General features: G+C 55.5%; 17 protein-coding genes. 4 read left to right on the forward strand and 13 right to left on the reverse strand.

Features of this window, described 5'->3' with window-relative positions:
* Positions 1 to 13: 13 nt before the first annotated feature.
* The 3 genes from FCN45_RS14165 to guaB all read right to left on the reverse strand — a co-directional run bounded on the left by FCN45_RS14165 (position 14) and on the right by guaB (position 4,079).
* Positions 14 to 790, reverse strand: coding sequence for a DUF3750 domain-containing protein (locus FCN45_RS14165; protein ID WP_008108318.1), 777 nt, complete (start codon positions 788 to 790; stop codon positions 14 to 16).
* A 169-nt stretch (positions 791 to 959) separates the two neighbouring features.
* Complete coding sequence (gene guaA, locus FCN45_RS14170; RefSeq protein WP_101763498.1) at positions 960 to 2,540, reverse strand: glutamine-hydrolyzing GMP synthase; 1,581 nt, start codon at positions 2,538 to 2,540, stop codon at positions 960 to 962.
* 72 nt (positions 2,541 to 2,612) lie between these two features.
* Positions 2,613 to 4,079, reverse strand: a complete 1,467-nt coding sequence (gene guaB, locus FCN45_RS14175) for an IMP dehydrogenase (RefSeq protein ID WP_101763497.1) — start codon at positions 4,077 to 4,079, stop codon at positions 2,613 to 2,615.
* A gap of 169 nt (positions 4,080 to 4,248) precedes the next feature.
* On the opposite strand from guaB, the gene xseA reads away from it, so the two are divergent.
* The 4 genes from xseA (at position 4,249) to FCN45_RS14195 (ending at position 7,294) form a co-directional block, all read left to right on the forward strand.
* Positions 4,249 to 5,622, forward strand: coding sequence for an exodeoxyribonuclease VII large subunit (gene xseA / locus FCN45_RS14180; RefSeq protein ID WP_110866471.1), 1,374 nt, complete (start codon positions 4,249 to 4,251; stop codon positions 5,620 to 5,622).
* 49 nt (positions 5,623 to 5,671) lie between these two features.
* Positions 5,672 to 6,697: a M4 family metallopeptidase gene (locus FCN45_RS14185; RefSeq protein ID WP_137386279.1), complete on the forward strand. Its 1,026-nt coding sequence runs from the start codon at positions 5,672 to 5,674 to the stop codon at positions 6,695 to 6,697.
* Positions 6,682 to 7,008, forward strand: a complete 327-nt coding sequence (locus FCN45_RS14190; protein ID WP_137386280.1) for a protealysin inhibitor emfourin — start codon at positions 6,682 to 6,684, stop codon at positions 7,006 to 7,008. The genes FCN45_RS14185 and FCN45_RS14190 overlap by 16 nt, the downstream gene beginning before the upstream one ends.
* 103 nt (positions 7,009 to 7,111) lie before the next feature.
* Positions 7,112 to 7,294: a general stress protein gene (locus FCN45_RS14195; protein WP_045814915.1), complete on the forward strand. Its 183-nt coding sequence runs from the start codon at positions 7,112 to 7,114 to the stop codon at positions 7,292 to 7,294.
* Positions 7,295 to 7,381: 87 nt separating this feature from the next.
* On the opposite strand, the gene FCN45_RS14200 is transcribed toward FCN45_RS14195, so the two are convergent.
* The 10 genes from FCN45_RS14200 to FCN45_RS14245 all read right to left on the reverse strand — a co-directional run bounded on the left by FCN45_RS14200 (position 7,382) and on the right by FCN45_RS14245 (position 19,522).
* A complete protein-coding gene (locus FCN45_RS14200; RefSeq protein WP_137386281.1) occupies positions 7,382 to 9,820 on the reverse strand; it encodes a glucose/quinate/shikimate family membrane-bound PQQ-dependent dehydrogenase in 2,439 nt (812 codons plus the stop codon).
* Between the two features lie 327 nt (positions 9,821 to 10,147).
* Positions 10,148 to 10,375 carry a zinc ribbon domain-containing protein gene (locus FCN45_RS14205; protein ID WP_101763492.1) on the reverse strand — a complete coding sequence of 76 codons (228 nt, stop codon included), beginning with the start codon at positions 10,373 to 10,375 and terminating at the stop codon, positions 10,148 to 10,150.
* 94 nt (positions 10,376 to 10,469) lie between these two features.
* Positions 10,470 to 11,960: a ribosome biogenesis GTPase Der gene (der, locus tag FCN45_RS14210; protein WP_101763491.1), complete on the reverse strand. Its 1,491-nt coding sequence runs from the start codon at positions 11,958 to 11,960 to the stop codon at positions 10,470 to 10,472.
* Positions 11,961 to 12,138: 178 nt separating this feature from the next.
* Positions 12,139 to 13,320 (reverse strand): outer membrane protein assembly factor BamB, encoded by a 1,182-nt coding sequence (gene bamB / locus FCN45_RS14215; RefSeq protein ID WP_110866466.1) that lies wholly within the window; start codon positions 13,318 to 13,320, stop codon positions 12,139 to 12,141.
* A 19-nt stretch (positions 13,321 to 13,339) separates the two neighbouring features.
* Positions 13,340 to 13,957 carry a YfgM family protein gene (locus tag FCN45_RS14220; RefSeq protein WP_101763489.1) on the reverse strand — a complete coding sequence of 206 codons (618 nt, stop codon included), beginning with the start codon at positions 13,955 to 13,957 and terminating at the stop codon, positions 13,340 to 13,342.
* 39 nt (positions 13,958 to 13,996) lie between these two features.
* Positions 13,997 to 15,271, reverse strand: a complete 1,275-nt coding sequence (gene hisS, locus FCN45_RS14225; protein WP_137386282.1) for a histidine--tRNA ligase — start codon at positions 15,269 to 15,271, stop codon at positions 13,997 to 13,999.
* Between the two features lie 105 nt (positions 15,272 to 15,376).
* Complete coding sequence (ispG, locus tag FCN45_RS14230) at positions 15,377 to 16,498, reverse strand: flavodoxin-dependent (E)-4-hydroxy-3-methylbut-2-enyl-diphosphate synthase (protein ID WP_101763487.1); 1,122 nt, start codon at positions 16,496 to 16,498, stop codon at positions 15,377 to 15,379.
* A gap of 38 nt (positions 16,499 to 16,536) precedes the next feature.
* On the reverse strand, positions 16,537 to 17,553 hold the full coding sequence (gene rodZ, locus FCN45_RS14235; RefSeq protein WP_137386283.1) for a cytoskeleton protein RodZ: 1,017 nt from the start codon (positions 17,551 to 17,553) through the stop codon (positions 16,537 to 16,539).
* Complete coding sequence (gene pilW, locus FCN45_RS14240) at positions 17,543 to 18,277, reverse strand: type IV pilus biogenesis/stability protein PilW (RefSeq protein WP_137386284.1); 735 nt, start codon at positions 18,275 to 18,277, stop codon at positions 17,543 to 17,545. Before pilW ends, rodZ begins: the two co-directional genes overlap by 11 nt.
* 75 nt (positions 18,278 to 18,352) lie before the next feature.
* The gene (locus FCN45_RS14245) at positions 18,353 to 19,522 is read right to left on the reverse strand and encodes a bifunctional tRNA (adenosine(37)-C2)-methyltransferase TrmG/ribosomal RNA large subunit methyltransferase RlmN (protein WP_137386285.1); all 1,170 of its coding nucleotides are present in this window, start codon (positions 19,520 to 19,522) and stop codon (positions 18,353 to 18,355) included.
* Positions 19,523 to 19,529: the final 7 nt, after the last annotated feature.

Genomic DNA, 19,529 nt, shown 5'->3' on the forward strand with positions numbered 1-19,529 from the left:
ATCGGGGCCACTTTTAGGGATTGTCTCGCTGCACATTATTCTGACCGATGCCGCCGATAAACGGCAGACGCAGCCTAAATGGTGTGAAATCCAGCCCCATGTTTAATCCCAGCAAGTTCACTTCCAGCCCCTCTTCCGCGCCAACCGTCACACCCAACACGCCCAGCAGAGAAAGCTGCACGCCGCGACCTGACGGCGGTAAACCTACCGGATTAAGCAGCGAGCGATAATCTTTGCCGAGCGCGTTAGCCGGTAGATCCAACTTCAACGCCGGAACCTCGCGGCCAATATGTGCCATAAAAGTATTGCTGTTGGGTCCCGGCCAGGCGTGATACGTGGTCGGCCAGGGATAGGATTTAATGGCCGCTTCGATCTGCGGAATCATCGCTTCTGCGCTACTGCCGCGATGGTCAACCAGCAGACGCGGCTTCGCACCGTACCAGTAACCATCAGGAAGATTGCTATTACGACGCACTTTATCGCCGCTGCCCCAGCTAATCACTTCGTAACGGTTATAGCGGGTTTCACCGGCGCGTTTGAAGATAATCCACGGATGTACCGCCACCGCGCCCTTCCAGCCATAAGTCGGCGCAGCATAAACCTGCACGATAGCTTCTGCCGCATAACGCTGCGGATCCGGTGCGATACCGGCCGAATCGCGCCTTGCGGATGCCCAGCCACCGCGTTCAGAGGTGAGCTCACCGCTTCGCGTTGCCTGTGCCAGACTTGCGCCTAATGAAAGCAAGATGATGCAAAGAAAAGAGATCAGTACGGCTTTGAAGGGCAACATCGACGGCATCCTGATGAGTAAAAATCAACCGCTATCTTGCATCGAAACGGGGGCGTTTGTATTCACGAACTATGCGATTCATTTAGCCGCATGATTTGCCATCAGAAGGTTTGAAAAAAAAGCCCGCAATTAAGCGGGCTTCGTTTTTACGCAGTGATCAAAGCAGGATTTATTCCCACTCAATCGTCGCAGGTGGTTTACCTGAAATATCATAAACCACGCGGGAAATGCCGTTAACTTCGTTGATGATGCGGTTAGAGACGCGGCCGAGGAAATCGTACGGCAGGTGCGCCCAGTGCGCTGTCATGAAGTCGATGGTTTCCACCGCACGCAGTGAAACCACCCAATCATATTTACGACCATCGCCCATCACGCCAACAGAACGTACTGGCAGGAACACGGTGAACGCCTGGCTGACTTTGTTGTACAGGTCAGCTTTATGCAGCTCTTCGATGAAGATGGCGTCTGCACGGCGCAGCAGGTCGCAGTACTCTTTCTTCACTTCGCCCAGCACGCGCACGCCCAAACCTGGACCTGGGAACGGATGACGATACAGCATGTCGTACGGCAGGCCGAGTTCCAGACCGATTTTACGCACTTCGTCTTTGAACAGCTCTTTCAGCGGCTCAACCAAGCCCATCTTCATCTCTTTCGGCAAACCGCCCACGTTGTGGTGCGATTTGATCACGTGTGCTTTACCGGTGGCAGAAGCCGCCGATTCGATCACGTCAGGATAGATGGTGCCTTGTGCCAGCCACTTCACGTCTTCCAGACGCAGCGCCTGCTCGTCAAACACCTCTACGAATACGCGGCCGATGATTTTACGTTTGGCTTCGGGATCGTTCTCGCCCGCCAGCGCATCAAGGAAGCGCGCTTCTGCCGCAACGTGCACGATGTTCAGACCGAAGTGGTCACCGAACATTTCCAGCACCTGCTCAGCTTCATTCAGACGCAGCAGGCCGTTATCCACGAACACGCAGGTCAGACGCTCGCCGATGGCGCGATGCAGCAGCATCGCGGTCACAGAAGAGTCCACGCCGCCAGACAGACCGAGAATCACTTTGTCATCGCCAACCTGCTGACGAATACGCTCAACCGCATCTTCGATAATTTTGGCTGGTGTCCACAGCGCTTCACAGCCGCAGATGTCACGAATGAAACGCTCAAGCATGCGCAGGCCCTGACGCGTGTGCGTCACTTCCGGGTGGAACTGCACGCCGTAGAATTTCTTCTCTTCGTTAGCCATGATGGCAAACGGACAGGTTTCGGTGCTGGCAACGGTTTCGAAACCGGCTGGGATGGCGGTGACTTTGTCGCCGTGGCTCATCCAAACGTCCAGCAGCGGTTTACCTGCTGCGCTAATCGCATCTTCGATGTCACGCACCAGCGCGCTCTGAGTCAGCACTTCAACCTGCGCATAACCAAATTCGCGCTCGTTAGAGCCTTCAACCTTGCCGCCCAACTGCATCGCCATAGTCTGCATGCCGTAGCAGACGCCCAACACTGGCACACCCGCGTTAAACACGTATTCCGGCGCACGCGGGCTGTTCAGCTCGGTGGTGCTCTCCGGACCGCCAGAGAGAATGATGCCGTTCGGGTTAAACTGGCGAATTTGCTCTTCGGTGACATCCCACGCCCAGAGTTCGCAGTAGACACCCAGCTCGCGCACGCGGCGCGCAACCAGCTGCGTATACTGAGAACCAAAATCGAGGATCAAAATGCGATGTTTATGAATATTTTCAGTCGTCATTGAGGCGTTTCCATTGGGATGGACTTAATAATAAAAGCGCCCGGCGGGTGCCGGGCGCTAAATTTTACGGGATTATGAACCCATGCGGTAGTTTGGTGACTCTTTGGTGATGGTCACGTCATGCACGTGGCTTTCATTGATGCCCGCGCCGCTGATACGCACGAACTCCGCTTTGGTGCGCAGATCGTCAATGGTCTGGCAACCCGTCAGGCCCATGCAAGAGCGTAAGCCGCCCATTTGCTGGTGCACGATCTCTTTCAGGCGGCCTTTATAGGCCACGCGGCCTTCGATACCTTCCGGTACCAGTTTGTCAGCGGCGTTATCGCTCTGGAAGTAACGATCTGAAGAGCCTTTAGACATCGCGCCCAGTGAACCCATACCGCGATAAGACTTGAACGAACGGCCTTGATAAAGCTCGATTTCGCCTGGAGACTCTTCGGTACCAGCCAGCATAGAACCGACCATGACGGCCGCTGCGCCTGCTGCAATCGCTTTAGCGATGTCGCCAGAGAAGCGGATGCCGCCATCAGCGATAACCGGAATGCCGGTGCCTTCCAGCGCGGCAACCGCATCAGAAACCGCGGTGATCTGTGGCACGCCAACACCAGTGACGATACGCGTGGTACAGATTGAGCCAGGACCGATCCCCACTTTCACCGCGCTCACGCCGGCCTGCGCCAACGCCAATGCGCCTGCGCCGGTGGCAACGTTGCCGCCGATGATTTCCAGGTTCGGGTATTTTGCACGGGTTTCACGAATACGCTGCAGCACGCCTTCAGAGTGACCGTGTGATGAGTCAATCAGCAGCACGTCAACACCGGCAGCAACCAGCGCATCAACGCGCTCTTCATTGCCCGCACCGGCGCCAACAGCAGCGCCTACGCGGAGACGGCCTTCCGCATCTTTACACGCGTTAGGTTTACGTTCGGCTTTCTGGAAATCTTTAACGGTGATCATGCCCAGCAGGTGGAAGCTGTCATCAACAACCAGCGCTTTCTCAACACGTTTTTCGTGCATTTTGTGCAGCACAACTTCGCGTGCTTCACCTTCTTTCACCGTTACCAGGCGCTCTTTCGGGGTCATCACCGCGGAAACCGGCAAGGTCAGGTCGGTAACAAAACGCACGTCACGGCCCGTGATGATGCCTACCAGCTCGTTGTCGGTGTTCACGACCGGGTAGCCGGCGAAGCCGTTACGTTCGGTCAGCTCTTTCACCGCCGCCAGCGCGGTAGTTGGCAGCACGGTTTGTGGATCGGTAACGACGCCGCTTTCGTGCTTTTTCACCTTACGAACTTCATCCGCCTGGCGCTCAATTGACATGTTTTTGTGAATAAAGCCCAAACCACCTTCCTGCGCCAGCGCAATTGCCAGACCGGCTTCGGTCACGGTGTCCATTGCAGCGGAGAGCATGGGGATGTTCAGACGGATGTTTTTCGTCAGTTGAGTGCTGAGATCAGCGGTGTTCGGTAAGACAGTGGAGTGAGCGGGAACGAGCAGAACGTCGTCAAATGTGAGGGCTTCTTTAGCGATTCTTAACATTGCAATATCTCCACCTGGGGGCGATTAAAACAGATAAAATATTGCCGCGGCATTATACAGGCCGAAACCGATTGCCTCCAGTGTTTTTTCAGAAAAAGTCTTGATCCTCGGGGCAAGCAATGTAGTATCAGTTGATTAACCCTCTGATTTAAAATTTGATCTACATCACATGTCGCTACCGCCAACCGCCAATATTTTTACCGTCAGCCGCCTGAACACCACGGTGCGCCAACTGCTGGAAAATGAGATGGGCCTGGTGTGGCTCAGCGCTGAAATTTCAAATTTCACTCAGCCCTCTTCCGGTCATTGGTACTTCACATTGAAGGATGATGGCGCACAAGTGCGCTGCGCGATGTTCCGCAACAGCAACCGTCGCGTCACCTTCCGTCCTCAACATGGCCAGCAGGTGTTAGTGCGCGCCAGCATCACGCTGTATGAGCCGCGCGGCGATTATCAGCTGATTATCGAAAGCATGCATCCGGCCGGTGAAGGCTTGCTGCAGCAGCAATTCGAGCAGCTGAAAGCGCGTTTGGCCGCGGAAGGCTTATTCGATCAACAGTTCAAACAGCCGCTGCCGGATCCGGCGCGTCAGGTGGGCGTGATTACCTCCGCCACCGGCGCGGCGCTGCACGACGTGCTGCGCGTGCTGCATCGACGCGATCCTTCACTGCCGGTGATTATCTATCCCACCGCGGTGCAAGGCGTGGATGCGCCGGCTGGCATTGTGCGTGCCATTGAGCTGGCTAACCAGCGCGATGAGTGTGACGTGCTGATTGTCGGTCGTGGCGGCGGTTCGCTGGAAGATTTGTGGAGCTTCAATGACGAGCGCGTGGCGCGGGCGATTTTTGCCAGCCGCCTGCCGATTGTCAGCGCCGTTGGGCATGAAACCGATGTCACCATCGCTGACTTCGTAGCGGATTTACGTGCACCGACGCCGTCTGCTGCGGCAGAATTGGTGAGCCGTAATCAGCTTGAACTGTTACGCCGTTTGCAGTCGCAGCAGCAGCGCATGGAGATGGCGATGGATTTCTATCTGGCTCAGCAGCAGCGTCGTTTCACGCGCATTCAGCACCGCTTGCAGCAGCAGCATCCACAGCTGCGTCTGGCACGCCAGCAAACCGCGCTCTTCCAGCTGCAGCGCCGTCTCGGTGAAGCGATGGACCAGCGCATGCGTGTGGCCAATCGTCAGCAGGATCGCCTGCTGCAACGCCTTAACGCCCAGCAGCCGCAGGGACGTATTCTGCGCGCTCAGCAGCAGCTCCAGCAATGGCATTATCGCTTACAGCAGGGCATGGAGAAGCAGCTCAATCACAATCGTCAGCGCTTTGGCACGCTGGCGGCACAGCTGGAAGGCGTGAGCCCGCTGGCGACGCTGGCGCGTGGCTTCAGCGTAACCACCGACACCCAAGGTCAGGTGGTGAAGAAAACCCAACAGCTGAGCAAAGGCGACTTGCTGCGCACCCGGCTGGACGATGGCTGGGTGGAAAGCCAGGTTACCGCACTCGAACCGCAGAAATCCCGGAGCCGCAAAGCGCGTTCATAGCGGGAAAACTATACTTCTGGCATGTACCTAAACGGCCAGGAGTTTTTTTATGTCTTACAGCGTTATTCCTCCCTACATTCTGCGCAATATCATTGATAACTGCTCCGGCGCGCAACAAGACTACGCGCGCCGCACCCTCACCCACGTCCAGCACTTGATGGGCGAACATAACGCTAAACCAGCAAGCACCACCACCGCTCAGCCAGGCACAGTGCTGCGTGCTATCTATGACGCCGAAGGGACGCAAAATCTGCCCGGCACGTTGGTGCGCGAAGAAGGCCAGCCGGGAAATGGTGATGTTGCAGCCGAAGAAGCCTGGAACTATCTCGGCATTACCTACGATTTCTTCTGGCAAATCTACCAACGCAACTCGCTGGACAATAAAGGCCTCAAGCTCGATGGCACCGTGCATTACGGCAAGGAGTATCAGAACGCCTTCTGGAACGGGCAGCAGATGGTGTTTGGTGACGGTGACGGCGAGATTTTCAATCGCTTCACTATCGCGCTGGATGTGGTGGCGCACGAGCTGACGCACGGCGTGACAGAAACCGAAGCGGGATTAATCTATTTCCAACAGGCAGGCGCGCTGAATGAATCGATGTCTGACGTGTTTGGTTCGCTGGTGAAGCAATTTCACCTCAAGCAGAGCGCCGATCAGGCCGACTGGATTATCGGCGAAGGTTTACTGGCGCAGGGCATCAACGGGCGCGGATTGCGCTCGATGTCGTCACCGGGAACGGCTTACGATGATCCGGTGCTAGGTAAAGATCCGCAACCGGCCGATATGGCGCACTACATCGAAACGCGTGACGACAACGGCGGCGTGCACCTCAATTCCGGCATTCCCAATCGCGCCTTTTACCTCGCTGCTAAAGCGCTGGGCGGCTTTGCGTGGGAACAGGCCGGTCAAGCGTGGTACGACACGCTGTGCGACAAAACGCTGCCGCAGGATGCCGATTTCAGCACCTTTGCGCGCTTTACCGTGCAGCACGCCAATCAACGATTCAACAGCTCAGTGGCGGAAAAGATCCAATCCGCCTGGCAGCAGGTAGGCGTAACATGGACATCCAACTGACCGATGACGCAATCATTGAGCTGGCGCGGGAAGGCGGAATCGCTTTTATCCCTAAACTGCGCGGCGAACGGCGCTTTGCGCTGGCGGAACTGCCGGAACCGCAAAAGCAGCGCGTCTGCGAGGTGCTGGAACAGGCAATGCCGTTGGGGGAAACGGAAGATCAGGCGGCAAATGTCGGTCGTGGCGATCAGCGCTACTTCCGCATTCAAATCACCTACGCCACCCATCGCGAAGCGGGAAGTTTCGTGATTTTAATTCCCGAACAACTGGCGCCCCCCGAGCTGCAATCGCTGTGGCGAGACGGTGAATAGGTTATCGGAGATCTCTCAAGGCAGAGCGTAACTGATTGACTATACTCATTATGTGGCTAGCTAGTCCACGTCGAAGAAAACACCCTTAGATGAGGACTCTGCTATGACACAAAAAAAGCAACGAGGTGGTGCCGGGAACTTTGCAGAGGACCCGGAGCGCGCCAGGGAAGCCGGTAGCGCTGGCGGCAAAGTCAGTGGGGGTAATTTCAGAAACGATCCTGAAAGAGCCAGGGAAGCTGGAAGAAAAGGAGGTCAAAAAAGCCGTCGCCCTTCTAAGCAGCAGTAATTAAGGTGCCTTAAAGGAAGAGATGTGCCACGGAGGGTGATAAAAAAAAGGCCGACATCATGATGTCGGCCTTTCTCCTTGTATAACTTACTTGCTGTCTGGCAGCGCGTAAGCAATCACGTAATCACCACGGTCTGGCGACTGACGTGCACCGCCTGCGGAGATCAGGATGTACTGTTTGCCGGTTTTCGGCGAAACATAGCTGATTGGACCGCCCTGGCTGCCGACTGGCAGACGTGCTTTCCACACTTCTTTACCGGTTGAGCTATCGAAAGCGCGCAGATAGTAATCCTGCGTACCCGCGATGAACACCAGACCACCCTGCGTTGCCAGCGTGCCGCCTAAGGTCGGTATACCAATTGGCATTTTCGCGCGCATTTTGATACCAAACGGACCGGTATCTTCTACCGTACCCACCGGCACCTGCCACACGATCTGACGGGTTTTCATATCAATCGCTGACAGCGTACCGAACGGCGGAGCCTGGCACGGAATGCCCAGCGGCGACATGAAGCGGTTTTTGTTCACCGCGTACGGTGTGCCTTTCAGCGGAACCGCACCCATACCGGTGTTGATGGCTTCACCGCCGTTGCTGGCCGCCGTTTTGCTGGTGTCTTGTGGAATCATCTGTACCCACAGGCCCAGACGCATGTCGTTAACGAACATGTACTGGTTGTTCGGGTCAAACGAGATACCGCCCCAGTTCATACCGCCCAGTGAACCTGGGAAGCTGAGGGATTTATCGGTATCCGGCACGGTGAACAGACCATCGTAACGCATGCCTTTAAAGGCAATACGGCACGCCAGCTGATCAAACGGTGTTGCCCCCCACATATCCGATTCCGTCATTTTCTGGTTGCCAATGTTTGGCATTTCCACGGAGTGCGGCTGAGTTTTGGTGTACTGCTCGTTCGGGATGTGACCCTGCGGCATCGGCAGCTCTTCAACTTTGGTCAAAGGCTTGCCGGTCAAGCGGTCCAGCACCCAGATCATGCCGGTTTTCGCGCCGATAACTACAGCTGGCTTGTTAGTGCCGTCCTTCATCGGGAAGTCGACCAGGCTCGGCTGCATTGGCAGGTCGAAGTCCCACAGATCGTTATGCACGGTCTGATAAACCCACTTCTGCTTACCGGTGGTGGCATCCAACGCCAGAATTGATGCGCCGTAAGTGTGATCCAGTTTGGTACGGTTCGCACCCCACAGATCCACTGACGAGCTACCCATCGGCAGGAACACGGTGTTCATTGCCGGATCGTAAGACATTGGCGCCCACGAGTTTGGCGTGCTGCGGGTGTAATTTTTACCTGGCATCAGCACCGCATTGGGGTCGTCGTTGCCTGGGTCAAACGCCCAACGCATCTGACCGGTGATGACGTCAAAACCACGCAGCACGCCGCCAGGCATGTCGGTCTGTACGTTATCGGCGACACGACCACCCACAACAACAGTGGTACCGGCCATCGCTGGCGGTGACGTCAACTGATATTGCGGATCTGGCGCACTGCCCAGACCGGTTTTCAGGTCAACCACACCGTGCGTACCGAAGGTGTCGCACAGCTCACCGTTGTCGGCGTTGATAGCAATCAGACGCGCATCAATGGTGTTCATCAGAATACGACGCTGACAGGTGTCGCCAGCAGGCAGCACAGCGGCAGTAACCGGCGTTGAACCCGGCTCGGTTGGCTGCTGCAGGGGTTTAGTCGCATCGAAATAGGCTAAGCCACGGCAGCGGTTCCACACTTCTGCCTGCGCGTTGATTTCGCGTTTCCAGATTTCCTTACCGCTGTCTGCGGCAACCGCAATCACATTGTTATGCGGGGTGCACAGGAACAGCGTGTTGCCCACCTGCAGCGGGGTTTGCTGATCTTCCGCACCGTTACCGGTTGGGCTGATTGGCGTATCGCCAGTGTGGAAAGTCCAGGCAACCTGCAGGTCTTTCACGTTGTCGCGGGTAATCTGATCGATGGCAGCGAAGCGGTCGCCACCCGGCGTACGGCCGTAGCTGCTCCAGTCTTGCTGAGGTTTTGATTTATCGACCGGAATCAGCGGCAGCTGTTTACCGTCAAATGCCACGATAGGATGCGGCTGGAACATCTGCACGAAAGTCGCCACCATGCCGACCACGATCACCGCAGACAGCACATAAGAGATTTTCGCCAGGGAGCTTTTGCCTTCGCTTTTACGCAGGGCTGGCCAGGTGAGGAATGCAAACAGCATCAAGCCGGCCGGCACCATCAAGCGCGAGACCAGCGGCCAGAAATGCAGGCCTGCATCAAACAGTGACCAAATCAGCGTGCCAGCAAACACCAGAATAAACAGGGTGACGGCGGATGATTTGCGACGGAAGAACTGAATGGCCGCCAGCAACATAACGATACCGGCGATGAGGAAGTACCAGCTGCCGCCCAGCGCGACCAGCTTGCCGCCGCCGATTGCGAAGAACAAGCCGATTGCCAGCAAGACCAGGCCAAACAGTACGGACCAGATGCTCAGCCCTTTGCCGGGACGAGCGGAATTTTCTGCCATAACAAAAACTCTCCTGAAAAAATAAAGCGCTGGCGCCGATAAATCTGTGGCAGCCGATGACAAGGCCCCAGCCGCAGCGGGAGACAGGAACTATTCCGTTACGCTTTATTTTATATCTATTGATACGGGTGCAATGCCCGTGATTCGGCGCTTGTGAGCGAGGACACAACGTAGGTGAGAGTTATTCTCGCGACAAGGCGGCAGGATTGTACCACCTGGTACAATAAAAAGTGAATATCCATAACGCGGCAGTCACTGGTTAATAGCATTTTTGCTACAAATCCAGGCGTAACTGGTTAATAACTCTAGGCGTGGAATCCGGAGTTTTTAATCTGCGATGAAGGCAGGCGTAAATTCGACGCGCTTTTTCGAGATGAGACCGTCGCCGTGCTGACAAAAGTAGTCGACAGCGCCACAGGCTTTCAGCACTTGTAACGGCTGATGGCAATCCGGGCATAAGGCGATACGATCGAAATGACGTTCACAATTGGGGCAGTCAAAACCGGTTTCACTGAGAGTGAGTGGTTGCTGACAGGTTGGGCAGGAAAAGTTCATCCATTATCCTCTGCGCTTTGGATGGCGGCCGCCATAAATGGCGCCACTACAAGTTACAGGTGAAAAAAAAGGGCCCTGCTGGGCCCTTCTCATCTTAACGCTTGTTCTTCTTCAGATGCGACATCAGACGCTGACGTTTGCGCTGCTGCGTTGGCGTCAACAGGTTGCGTTTGCCCGCGTACGGGTTATCGCCTTCTTTGAACTGAATGCGAATCGGCGTACCCATAACGTTGAGTGAACGACGGAAGTAGTTCATCAGGTAACGCTTATAGGAATCAGCCAGATCTTTCACCTGGTTGCCGTGAATCACCACAATTGGCGGGTTATAACCACCGGCGTGCGCATACTTCAGTTTCACGCGGCGACCCCGTACCAACGGCGGTTGGTGATCGTCGGCGGCCATGGTCATGATGCGCGTCAGCATTGCGGTGCCCACACGCTTGGTGGAGCAGTCGTACGCTTCGGTCACCGATTCGAACAGGTTGCCGACGCCGCTGCCGTGCAGGGCGGAAATAAAGTGGATGCGCGCAAAATCGATAAAGCCCAGGCGGAAGTCCAACATCTCTTTGACTTCATCTCTGGCTTCCTGCGTCATGCCATCCCACTTGTTGACCACGATCACCAGTGAGCGCCCACTGTTCAGGATAAAGCCGAGCAGCGAGAGATCCTGATCGGAGATTCCGGCACGCGCATCAATCACCAGCATCACCACGTTAGCATCTTCGATAGCTTGCAACGTTTTGATAACTGAGAATTTTTCGACGGTTTCGGTGATTTTACCGCGCTTACGTACGCCAGCGGTATCAATCAGGACATACTCACGTCCGTCACGTTCCATCGGAATATAGATGCTGTCGCGCGTGGTGCCCGGCATGTCGAAGACCACGACACGGTCTTCGCCAAGAATGCGGTTAGTTAGCGTTGACTTACCCACGTTCGGGCGGCCAACGATAGCGAGTTTGATTGGCAGTGTGGTTGGGTCGAAATCTTCTTCTTCCTCTTCCTCCAGCGCCTTCTCACTCTCTTCTTCTAAATCGGCCCAATAGGCGGCGTTCTCTTCTTCTTCAGTGAGCTCGACTTCTGGAACGATTTCTTCCATCCACGGCAACAGTGCGGTTTCCAATAGGCTGTTAACGCCGCGGCCATGCGAAGCTGCAATGGCGTGAATCTCGCCTAAGCCCAGCGCATAGAAATCGAGCACCGCCGCTTCCGGGTCGATACCGTCAGTTTTGTTGGCGACAACAAAGGTGGCTTTCTCACGGGCACGCAGATGATTAGCGATTTGCTGATCCGCCGGCATTACGCCCGCGCGCGCATCCACCATAAACAGCACCACATCGGCTTCTTCAATCGCCAGCAGCGACTGCTCCGCCATGCGGTTTTCTACGCCCTCTTCGGTGCCATCAATACCGCCGGTATCAATAACAATGAATTCGCGCCCTTCCACTTCGGCGCGACCATATTTGCGATCGCGAGTCAGTCCAGGAAAATCCGCCACCAGCGCATCACGTGTGCGTGTTAAACGGTTAAATAGCGTAGATTTTCCCACATTGGGACGCCCAACCAGCGCGACCACAGGTACCATAACACTTGCCTCAGTTTTTAAAATAATTCGCCCGAATGGCGTGATTATAACGACATTTGACGCCAGGCGTCAGGCTGAAGGCGCAAAGAATACCATGCCTGACTAAAAACGAAACGGCCCCTGACGAATCAGGAGCCGTGTAAGCGAGCGGGAAACGCGTTCCCGCAGAGCCATATCCTTAACGGGTGATGGCGTAAACTTCTCCGCCTTTCGCCTGGATCAGCAGCTTGTCACCGGCAACCACCGGTTCAGTCTGGAAGCCATCGCTGTCCAGTTTCTGCTGCGCCACGAAGCGGCCGTCAAGGGTGTTAATCCAGTGCAGATAACCTTCGCTATCACCGACAACCAGATAACCGTTGAACAGCACCGGCGAGGTCAGATTACGATGCAGCAGATCGCTTTGACGCCAGATGGCTACGCCACCGTCAGCATTCAGGGCAATCACGCGGTCATCCTGATCGACCAGATAGATACGACCCGCATCCACCACCATGTCTTTCACGCCGCCAATCTCACGTTTCCACAGCACCTGACCAGAACGCAGTTCCAGCGCGGTAAGGTTACCGTTATACGCCAGCGCATAAACCACACCGTTTACCACGACTGGCGTAGTATCGACGTCGCTCAGGCGATCGATTTCCGTGGCGCCGCTTGGCTGCGAAATACGCTGCTGCCAAATCAGCTGACCTTGATTGACGATGACTGCGCTCACGCGGCCATTATCGCCACCCACAATTGCGCCACCAAAGGCCACGGTCGGGGCTGATTCACCGCGCAGTGACAGCGCAGGCATATCAAGGTTAACGGTCCATTTGATCACGCCAGTGCTCTGATCAAGGCCTTGCAACATACCGTTGCTGGTGTGAACCAGCACTAAACCGTCGCTCACCACCGGACGCGACAGCGCTTCACCGGCGACCTTGGTCTGCCAGGCAATGCCACCATCGCTGGTATTCAACGCAAATACCTGACCACGTTCACTACCGATGTAGATGCGGTCGCCGCTGGCGGTGACGCCGCCAGAGAGCAGTGCCGAGATGTTTTTCGAGAAGAAGCCGGTTTTCTCAGAGAGATCGACTTTCCATTTCTCTTTACCATTGCTGGCATCAAGCGCTTTAACCACACCAAAACGATCTGCAGCATACACGGTACCGTCCAGCCAGGCTGGATGCAGATTGGAATAGAAATCACCAACGCCGTCGCCAACCGACGTGCTCCACGCGGTCTGCGGCGTAAACTGGTTTTCCACTTTAGGCAGCGGGGCCATTTTCACTACATCTTCTTCGCCGCTGAACAGCGAGCAACCGCTGAGCAGAGTGACTGAAATCAGCCCTGGCAGCAGGTATTTACGTAATTCCATGTGCGCTCTCTTGACTGGCTTAACTTAAGTTATTCATCTTCATCTGCAGCATTTGCTTCAGCGCAGGAGAGGCCTGCGATTCAGCACCTTTGCTCCAGGCATCACGCGCGCCCTGCTTATCGCCTTTGCTTAACAGTGCTTCGCCACGAATGTCCGCCACAATGGCTGTCCAGCCATCACCTTTAACATTGTTAAGGGTAGAAAGTGCGGCATCGGCCTGGCTTTGCTGCAACTGAATGCGAGCCAGACGCAGGTTAATCACCGCCTGCAGGTTGGCATCTTTGGTATCTTTCAGCCCACTCTGTAACAGAGTGATAGCTTTATCGAGCTGATTGGTTTCAACATACTGCTTAGCCAGATCCAACGAAGCCAACGCACCATAGGTGTTGTTGTTTTCGCTGGCGAAAGTGGCGACCGCTTCCAGCGAATCAGGCTTGTCCGCCTGCATCGCACTGGTCAGCTGTTGATATTCGGCTGATGCCGCTTTATCGGTGCCTTCCTGATGACTGGACCAGAAACGCCAGCCACCCAGCGCAGCGATACCGATGATTACGCCAACGGCCAGAAATTTGCCATTGTTGGCAAAGAACTGACGCAGCGCGTCAACTTGTTCGTTTTCGTTGCTGTAAACTTCCACGCAATCCCTCTCTTTAAAATGGCTGTTGCAGTGCTGCGCTTACTGCAGCAGCGTGCGCAACGTCGCAGCGGCGTCGCTCTGAGCCAGCGTCTGTTGATCGCCGGTACGCAGGTCTTTCACCACAACCTGGCCCGCTTTCACTTCATCTTCGCCCAGCACCAGCGCAATGCGTGCGCCCCACTTGTCTGCACGGGCAAACTGCTTCTTGAAGTTACCACCACCAAAGTTGGTCATCATCTTCAGTGCCGGATCAGCATCACGCAGTTTTTCCGCCAGTTGCATCGCGGCGGACTGAACGCCCTGCCCCGAAGCGATAACATAGACATCAACAATGCGCGTCGGTTCAAATTCTGGATTAACTGCTTGCACCAGCAACACCAGACGCTCCATACCCATAGCAAAACCAACCGCTGGCGTGGCACGTCCACCCAGCTGTTCAACTAAACCATCGTAACGTCCGCCGCCGCACACGGTGCCCTGCGAACCGAGGCTGCTGGTCACCCATTCAAAAACGGTACGGTTATAGTAATCGAGGCCGCGCACCAGGCGCTGGTTAATGCGATAGTTAATGCCCGCGTCGTCCAGCAAGGCGCACAGGCCGCTGAAGTGCTCGCGTGACTCCTCATCAAGGAATTCGCCTAGCGTTGGCGCATCGTTTAACAGTTTCTGGATGTCAGGATTTTTGCTGTCGAGCACGCGCAGTGGATTGGTGTACATGCGGCGTTTGCAATCTTCGTCGAGTACGTCCTGATGTTGCTCAAGGAATGCCACCAGCGCGCTGCGATAGTTGGCACGCGCGTCCAGCGAACCGATAGAGTTCAGCTCCAGCTCAACGTGCTCGGCAATACCTAACGCTTTCCACCAGCGCGCGGTCATCATGATCAGCTCAGCATCTACGTCCGGGCCTTGCAGGCCGAAGACTTCGACACCCATCTGATGGAACTGGCGATAACGACCTTTCTGCGGGCGCTCGTAGCGGAACATCGGGCCGGTGTACCACAGACGCTGTTCCTGATTGTACAGCAGACCGTGCTCGATACCGGCGCGCACGCAACCTGCAGTGCCTTCCGGACGCAGCGTCAGACTTTCGCCGTTGCGGTCTTCAAAGGTGTACATCTCTTTCTCAACCACGTCGGTGACTTCACCGATCGCGCGGCTGAACAACGGGGTGTGCTCAACGATTGGCAGACGGATTTCACTGTAACCATAACTGGCCAGCACCTGCTCAAGGGTGCCTTCAATACGCTGCCAAATCGCGGTATCCGCCGGCAGGTAATCGTTCATCCCGCGAATCGCTTGAATATTCTTCGCCACGTTAGAATCTCTTAAGACAAAAAAACCTGAGCGGCATCATACCTTATGAGGATGAAACCGCACAGGTTCAATCACAAACTGGCACGCGACAGGCGCGCACCACGATTATTTTTCCAGCTGCTGCACGTTGATACGGCGGCTTTCATCCAGCATGCTGGCTTTAGCGCGAATACGCGCTTCCAGCTGGTCGATCATGTCGTTGTTATCAAGACGATCGCGCTGGCGCACACCATCTTCGTAGAAGCCGCTTTTCTTGGCTCCGCCGGTCACGCCGAGGGTAGAAACTGTCGCTTCACCCGGACCGTTCACCACGCAACCGATAATGGAAATATCCATCGGTGTGATGATGTCTTCCAGCCGCTCTTCCAGCGCATTGACCGTACCGATGACATCAAACTCCTGACGCGAACAGGTCGGGCAGGCAATAAAGTTGATGCCGCGGGAGCGGATGCGCAGAGATTTGAGGATATCGTAGCCGACTTTCACTTCTTCAACCGGATCGGCCGCCAGCGAAATACGCAGCGTATCGCCGATGCCTTCGGCCAGCAGCAAACCTAAACCGATCGCCGATTTCACGGAACCCGCACGCGCGCCGCCCGCTTCGGTGATACCGAGATGCAGCGGCTGATCGATGGCTTTCGCCAGCAAACGATAGGATTCAACGGCAAGGAAGACGTCAGAGGCTTTGACGCTCACTTTGAACTGATCAAAATTGAGGCGATCAAGGTGATCCACATGGCGCATCGCGGATTCGAGCAGCGCCTGCGGCGTTGGCTCGCCATATTTTTCCTGCAGATCTTTTTCCAGCGAACCGGCATTAACGCCGATACGGATCGGAATATTGTAATGACGCGCACAATCCACCACCTGGCGAATACGCTCATTGTTACCGATGTTGCCTGGATTGATACGTAAACAATCCACGCCATATTCAGCGACTTTCAGTGCGATGCGATAGTCAAAGTGAATGTCCGCGACCAGCGGCACGTTGACCTGTTGCTTAATCAGTTTGAAGGCTTCAGCCGCATCCATAGTGGGAACGGAGACGCGCACGATATCAACCCCGACGCGCTCAAGCTGGCGAATCTGGTTAACGGTGGCGTCCACGTCAGTGGTGCGGGTGTTGGTCATTGACTGAACGGCGATGGGCGCACCATCGCCAACTGGCACCTTGCCGACGTAAATCCGTGTTGATTTGCGACGGATGATGGGTGCTTCGTTATGCATATTCTCTCTCCACAATTACCCGGAAAGCGCGCTGCGCGTTATTGCGCACCCAGCGTCAGACGGGCAACCTGGTTATTACGGATAAAACGACTTAAATCAACGGGCTGATTCTGATATTGCACGTCAACCGCACCCGGTGCGCCAATTTTCAGACGATACGGAGCCGTTCCGGACAAACTCAGCTTACCGCCGCTACGTTGCAAACCGCTGAACAACTTCTTGCCGGTCGCATCGCTGACTTCCAGCCAGCAGTCGGCTTTGAAGTTCATTACGATGGCATTCGGATCGCCTGCCGGTTGGCTGACTGCCGCATTCGCGGTAGGCATTTGACCAGCAGGAACACTGTTTGCTGGCGCCGGAGAGGTCGCCGCTGGCGGCGCTGTATCAATCGGAGCCTGGCTTGGCGAAACCACGGCGTTGTCGCTGCCGGTGGTTTGCGCATTGTTGCTCATGCTCGACGCAGGTGCGCCGGCGTTGCTTTCAGGCGTGGCCACTGCGCCAGCACCGTTATCGACTGGCGTACCGGCAGCGTTAGTATCCGCATCAGTATTGCTGTCGGTGCTGTTGTCGCCCAATGGAATGGACTGGCTATTGTCGCCGCTGCCGTTTTGATCGGCCATCGACACCAAATCAGCCTGTGACGCTTTATGGTTCTGCCACCACCACGCACCGGTCAAACCGACTACGACGAAAATCACCAACCAGGTGAAGATCATCAGCCAGCCATCGCGCTTTTTACGACGCTTACCCAATGAGAAGCTCTGCATCGGCTCGATCCTGGCAGCGCGCACCGGAGCCTGTTTTGCCATCATCGGCAGCAGGTCATCTTCCGGCACATGCACCAGACGGGCATAAGAGCGAATGTAACCGCGCAGGAATGTCGAAGCCAAATCAGCTGGTGATTTATCCTCTTCAATATCACGCACGGTAGTAAGTTTCAGGCACAGGCGTTCAGCGACGTTTTGCTGGGTCAGCCCCATCTGCTCACGGGCCAGACGCAGGCGTTCACCTGTGGAATGTACTGCAGAATTCTCTTGAGTGGCTTCAGTATTCATTAGCTAAATAACGCTGGTACTGTATCGATTGTGGAAAACTTCGCGCCAACCGGTCGCCATAACGTGTAACGTCAGCAGCGTTTCCCTGTTGCGCGGCGAAACGTATCTGTAACCACAGGCTCTCTGCCGTTGCGGGCAAACGCTGGTGGTACACTTCTAAAAGCAGCGGAACCGACTGCTGTTCCTGCTGTTCAAGCCGCCTTTCCACTTCCCTCAGCAGTTGACTGCCCTGCTCCGGTGCGGCATCCAGCGCGTAACCTAACTGCTCGCGCGCTGCGGCACTCTCATCAGCCTGCAGGTAACAATAGCCCGAAAACAGGAATGCATCCTGACGAGCATCGATTTCCTGCGCCTCAATTGCCAGCTTAAACTGTTGATGCGCTTCGTCATACTGCCTTAAACCGCAGAGAAACGCACCGTAATTGTTAGCCACATAACCATTCAGTGGCGCTAACTGCTGCGCCCGCTGATAGTGCCAGCGGGTTTGTGCGCTGTTCTGCTGCGCCTGCGCCACACGGGCCAGGGCCAACAGCACGCGATAATCTTTCGGCGCTGCCTGCTGAGCACGCAATAAATTGCGCTGTGCAGCGGCATAATCCTTCACCGCCAGATAATGCAATCCGAGCTGCAGACGGATATCCGCTGCACTCTGCTTTGCAGGATGATTGACACAACCGGTTACAACAAAGCCAGCCAGAATCGCGGCGGGTAATCCTTTACGCATTTCAGTCTCTCCATGAAAAATATGCGGAGAGACTGACATGAGTTACGCCCGCTGAATATCAGCAGGCGCTGGCTTTCAGAGCGCCTTCACAGAGATGGCTTCGCCTGCCATTTTCTTACGCAGCGTACGCTTGGTACGGTCAATCACATCGCCCGCCAGCTGACCACAAGCGGCGTCGATATCATCACCACGGGTCTTACGCACGATGGTGGTGAAACCATAATCCATCAGCACTTTGGAGAAGCGGTCAATACGGCTATTGGAGCTACGACCATACGGCGCGCCCGGGAAGGGGTTCCACGGAATCAGGTTGATTTTGCACGGCGTATCTTTCAGCAGTGCCGCCAGTTCATGCGCGTTGTCGGTGCTGTCATTGACGTGATCCAACATCACATACTCAATGGTCACACGGCCCTGATTGGCGTTGGACTTGCCGATGTAGCGTTTGACCGCCGCAAGGAAAGTCTCGATGTTGTACTTTTTGTTGATCGGCACGATCTCATCACGAATCGCATCGTTCGGCGCGTGCAGTGAAATCGCCAGCGCTACGTCGATCATGTCGCCCAGCTTATCCAGCGCCGGCACCACGCCTGAGGTTGACAGCGTAACGCGACGTTTTGACAGGCCGAAACCGAAGTCGTCCAGCATGATATCCATCGCCGGCACCACGTTGTTCAGATTCAGCAGCGGTTCGCCCATGCCCATCATCACCACGTTGGTGATCGGGCGCTGACCGGTAATTTTCGCAGCACCGATGATTTTCGCGGCGCGCCATACCTGGCCGATAATTTCTGATACGCGCAGGTTGCGGTTAAAGCCCTGCTGCGCCGTCGAACAGAATTTGCACTCCAGCGCGCAGCCTACCTGCGAGGAGACGCACAGGGTTGCGCGATCCGCTTCCGGGATGTAGACGGTTTCAACCAGCTGGTCGCCCACGCGAATCGCCCATTTAATGGTGCCATCGGTGGAACGCATCTCTTCCGCCACTTCCGGCGCACGGATTTCAGCGCGCTGCATCAGCTTACCGCGCAGCACTTTGTTGATGTCGGTCATCTGCTCGAAATCATCGCAGCAGTAGTGGTACATCCACTTCATGACCTGATCGGCACGGAACGGCTTTTCGCCCATCTCAAGAAAGAATTCGCGCATCTGCTGACGGTTAAGATCCAGCAGGTTAATTTTTTCGTTTTTTGGGGAAACAACCACGGGGGAAGCGGACGACGGCGTCACAATCTGTTCGGACATAATGTTC

This window comes from Pantoea sp. SO10 (assembly GCF_005281435.1).
Classification (GTDB): domain Bacteria; phylum Pseudomonadota; class Gammaproteobacteria; order Enterobacterales; family Enterobacteriaceae; genus Pantoea; species Pantoea leporis.

What these genes read in the sequence shown, in the direction of transcription:
- FCN45_RS14165 (WP_008108318.1), bottom strand. Translation starts at nt 790, where the DNA reads ATGTTGCCCTTCAAAGCCGTACTGATCTCTTTTCTTTGCATCATCTTG.
- guaA (WP_101763498.1), bottom strand. Translation starts at nt 2,540, where the DNA reads ATGACGACTGAAAATATTCATAAACATCGCATTTTGATCCTCGATTTT.
- guaB (WP_101763497.1), bottom strand. Translation starts at nt 4,079, where the DNA reads ATGTTAAGAATCGCTAAAGAAGCCCTCACATTTGACGACGTTCTGCTC.
- xseA (WP_110866471.1), top strand. Translation starts at nt 4,249, where the DNA reads ATGTCGCTACCGCCAACCGCCAATATTTTTACCGTCAGCCGCCTGAAC.
- FCN45_RS14185 (WP_137386279.1), top strand. Translation starts at nt 5,672, where the DNA reads ATGTCTTACAGCGTTATTCCTCCCTACATTCTGCGCAATATCATTGAT.
- FCN45_RS14190 (WP_137386280.1), top strand. Translation starts at nt 6,682, where the DNA reads ATGGACATCCAACTGACCGATGACGCAATCATTGAGCTGGCGCGGGAA.
- FCN45_RS14195 (WP_045814915.1), top strand. Translation starts at nt 7,112, where the DNA reads ATGACACAAAAAAAGCAACGAGGTGGTGCCGGGAACTTTGCAGAGGAC.
- FCN45_RS14200 (WP_137386281.1), bottom strand. Translation starts at nt 9,820, where the DNA reads ATGGCAGAAAATTCCGCTCGTCCCGGCAAAGGGCTGAGCATCTGGTCC.
- FCN45_RS14205 (WP_101763492.1), bottom strand. Translation starts at nt 10,375, where the DNA reads ATGAACTTTTCCTGCCCAACCTGTCAGCAACCACTCACTCTCAGTGAA.
- der (WP_101763491.1), bottom strand. Translation starts at nt 11,960, where the DNA reads ATGGTACCTGTGGTCGCGCTGGTTGGGCGTCCCAATGTGGGAAAATCT.
- bamB (WP_110866466.1), bottom strand. Translation starts at nt 13,320, where the DNA reads ATGGAATTACGTAAATACCTGCTGCCAGGGCTGATTTCAGTCACTCTG.
- ispG (WP_101763487.1), bottom strand. Translation starts at nt 16,498, where the DNA reads ATGCATAACGAAGCACCCATCATCCGTCGCAAATCAACACGGATTTAC.
- rodZ (WP_137386283.1), bottom strand. Translation starts at nt 17,553, where the DNA reads ATGAATACTGAAGCCACTCAAGAGAATTCTGCAGTACATTCCACAGGT.
- pilW (WP_137386284.1), bottom strand. Translation starts at nt 18,277, where the DNA reads ATGCGTAAAGGATTACCCGCCGCGATTCTGGCTGGCTTTGTTGTAACC.
- FCN45_RS14245 (WP_137386285.1), bottom strand. Translation starts at nt 19,522, where the DNA reads ATGTCCGAACAGATTGTGACGCCGTCGTCCGCTTCCCCCGTGGTTGTT.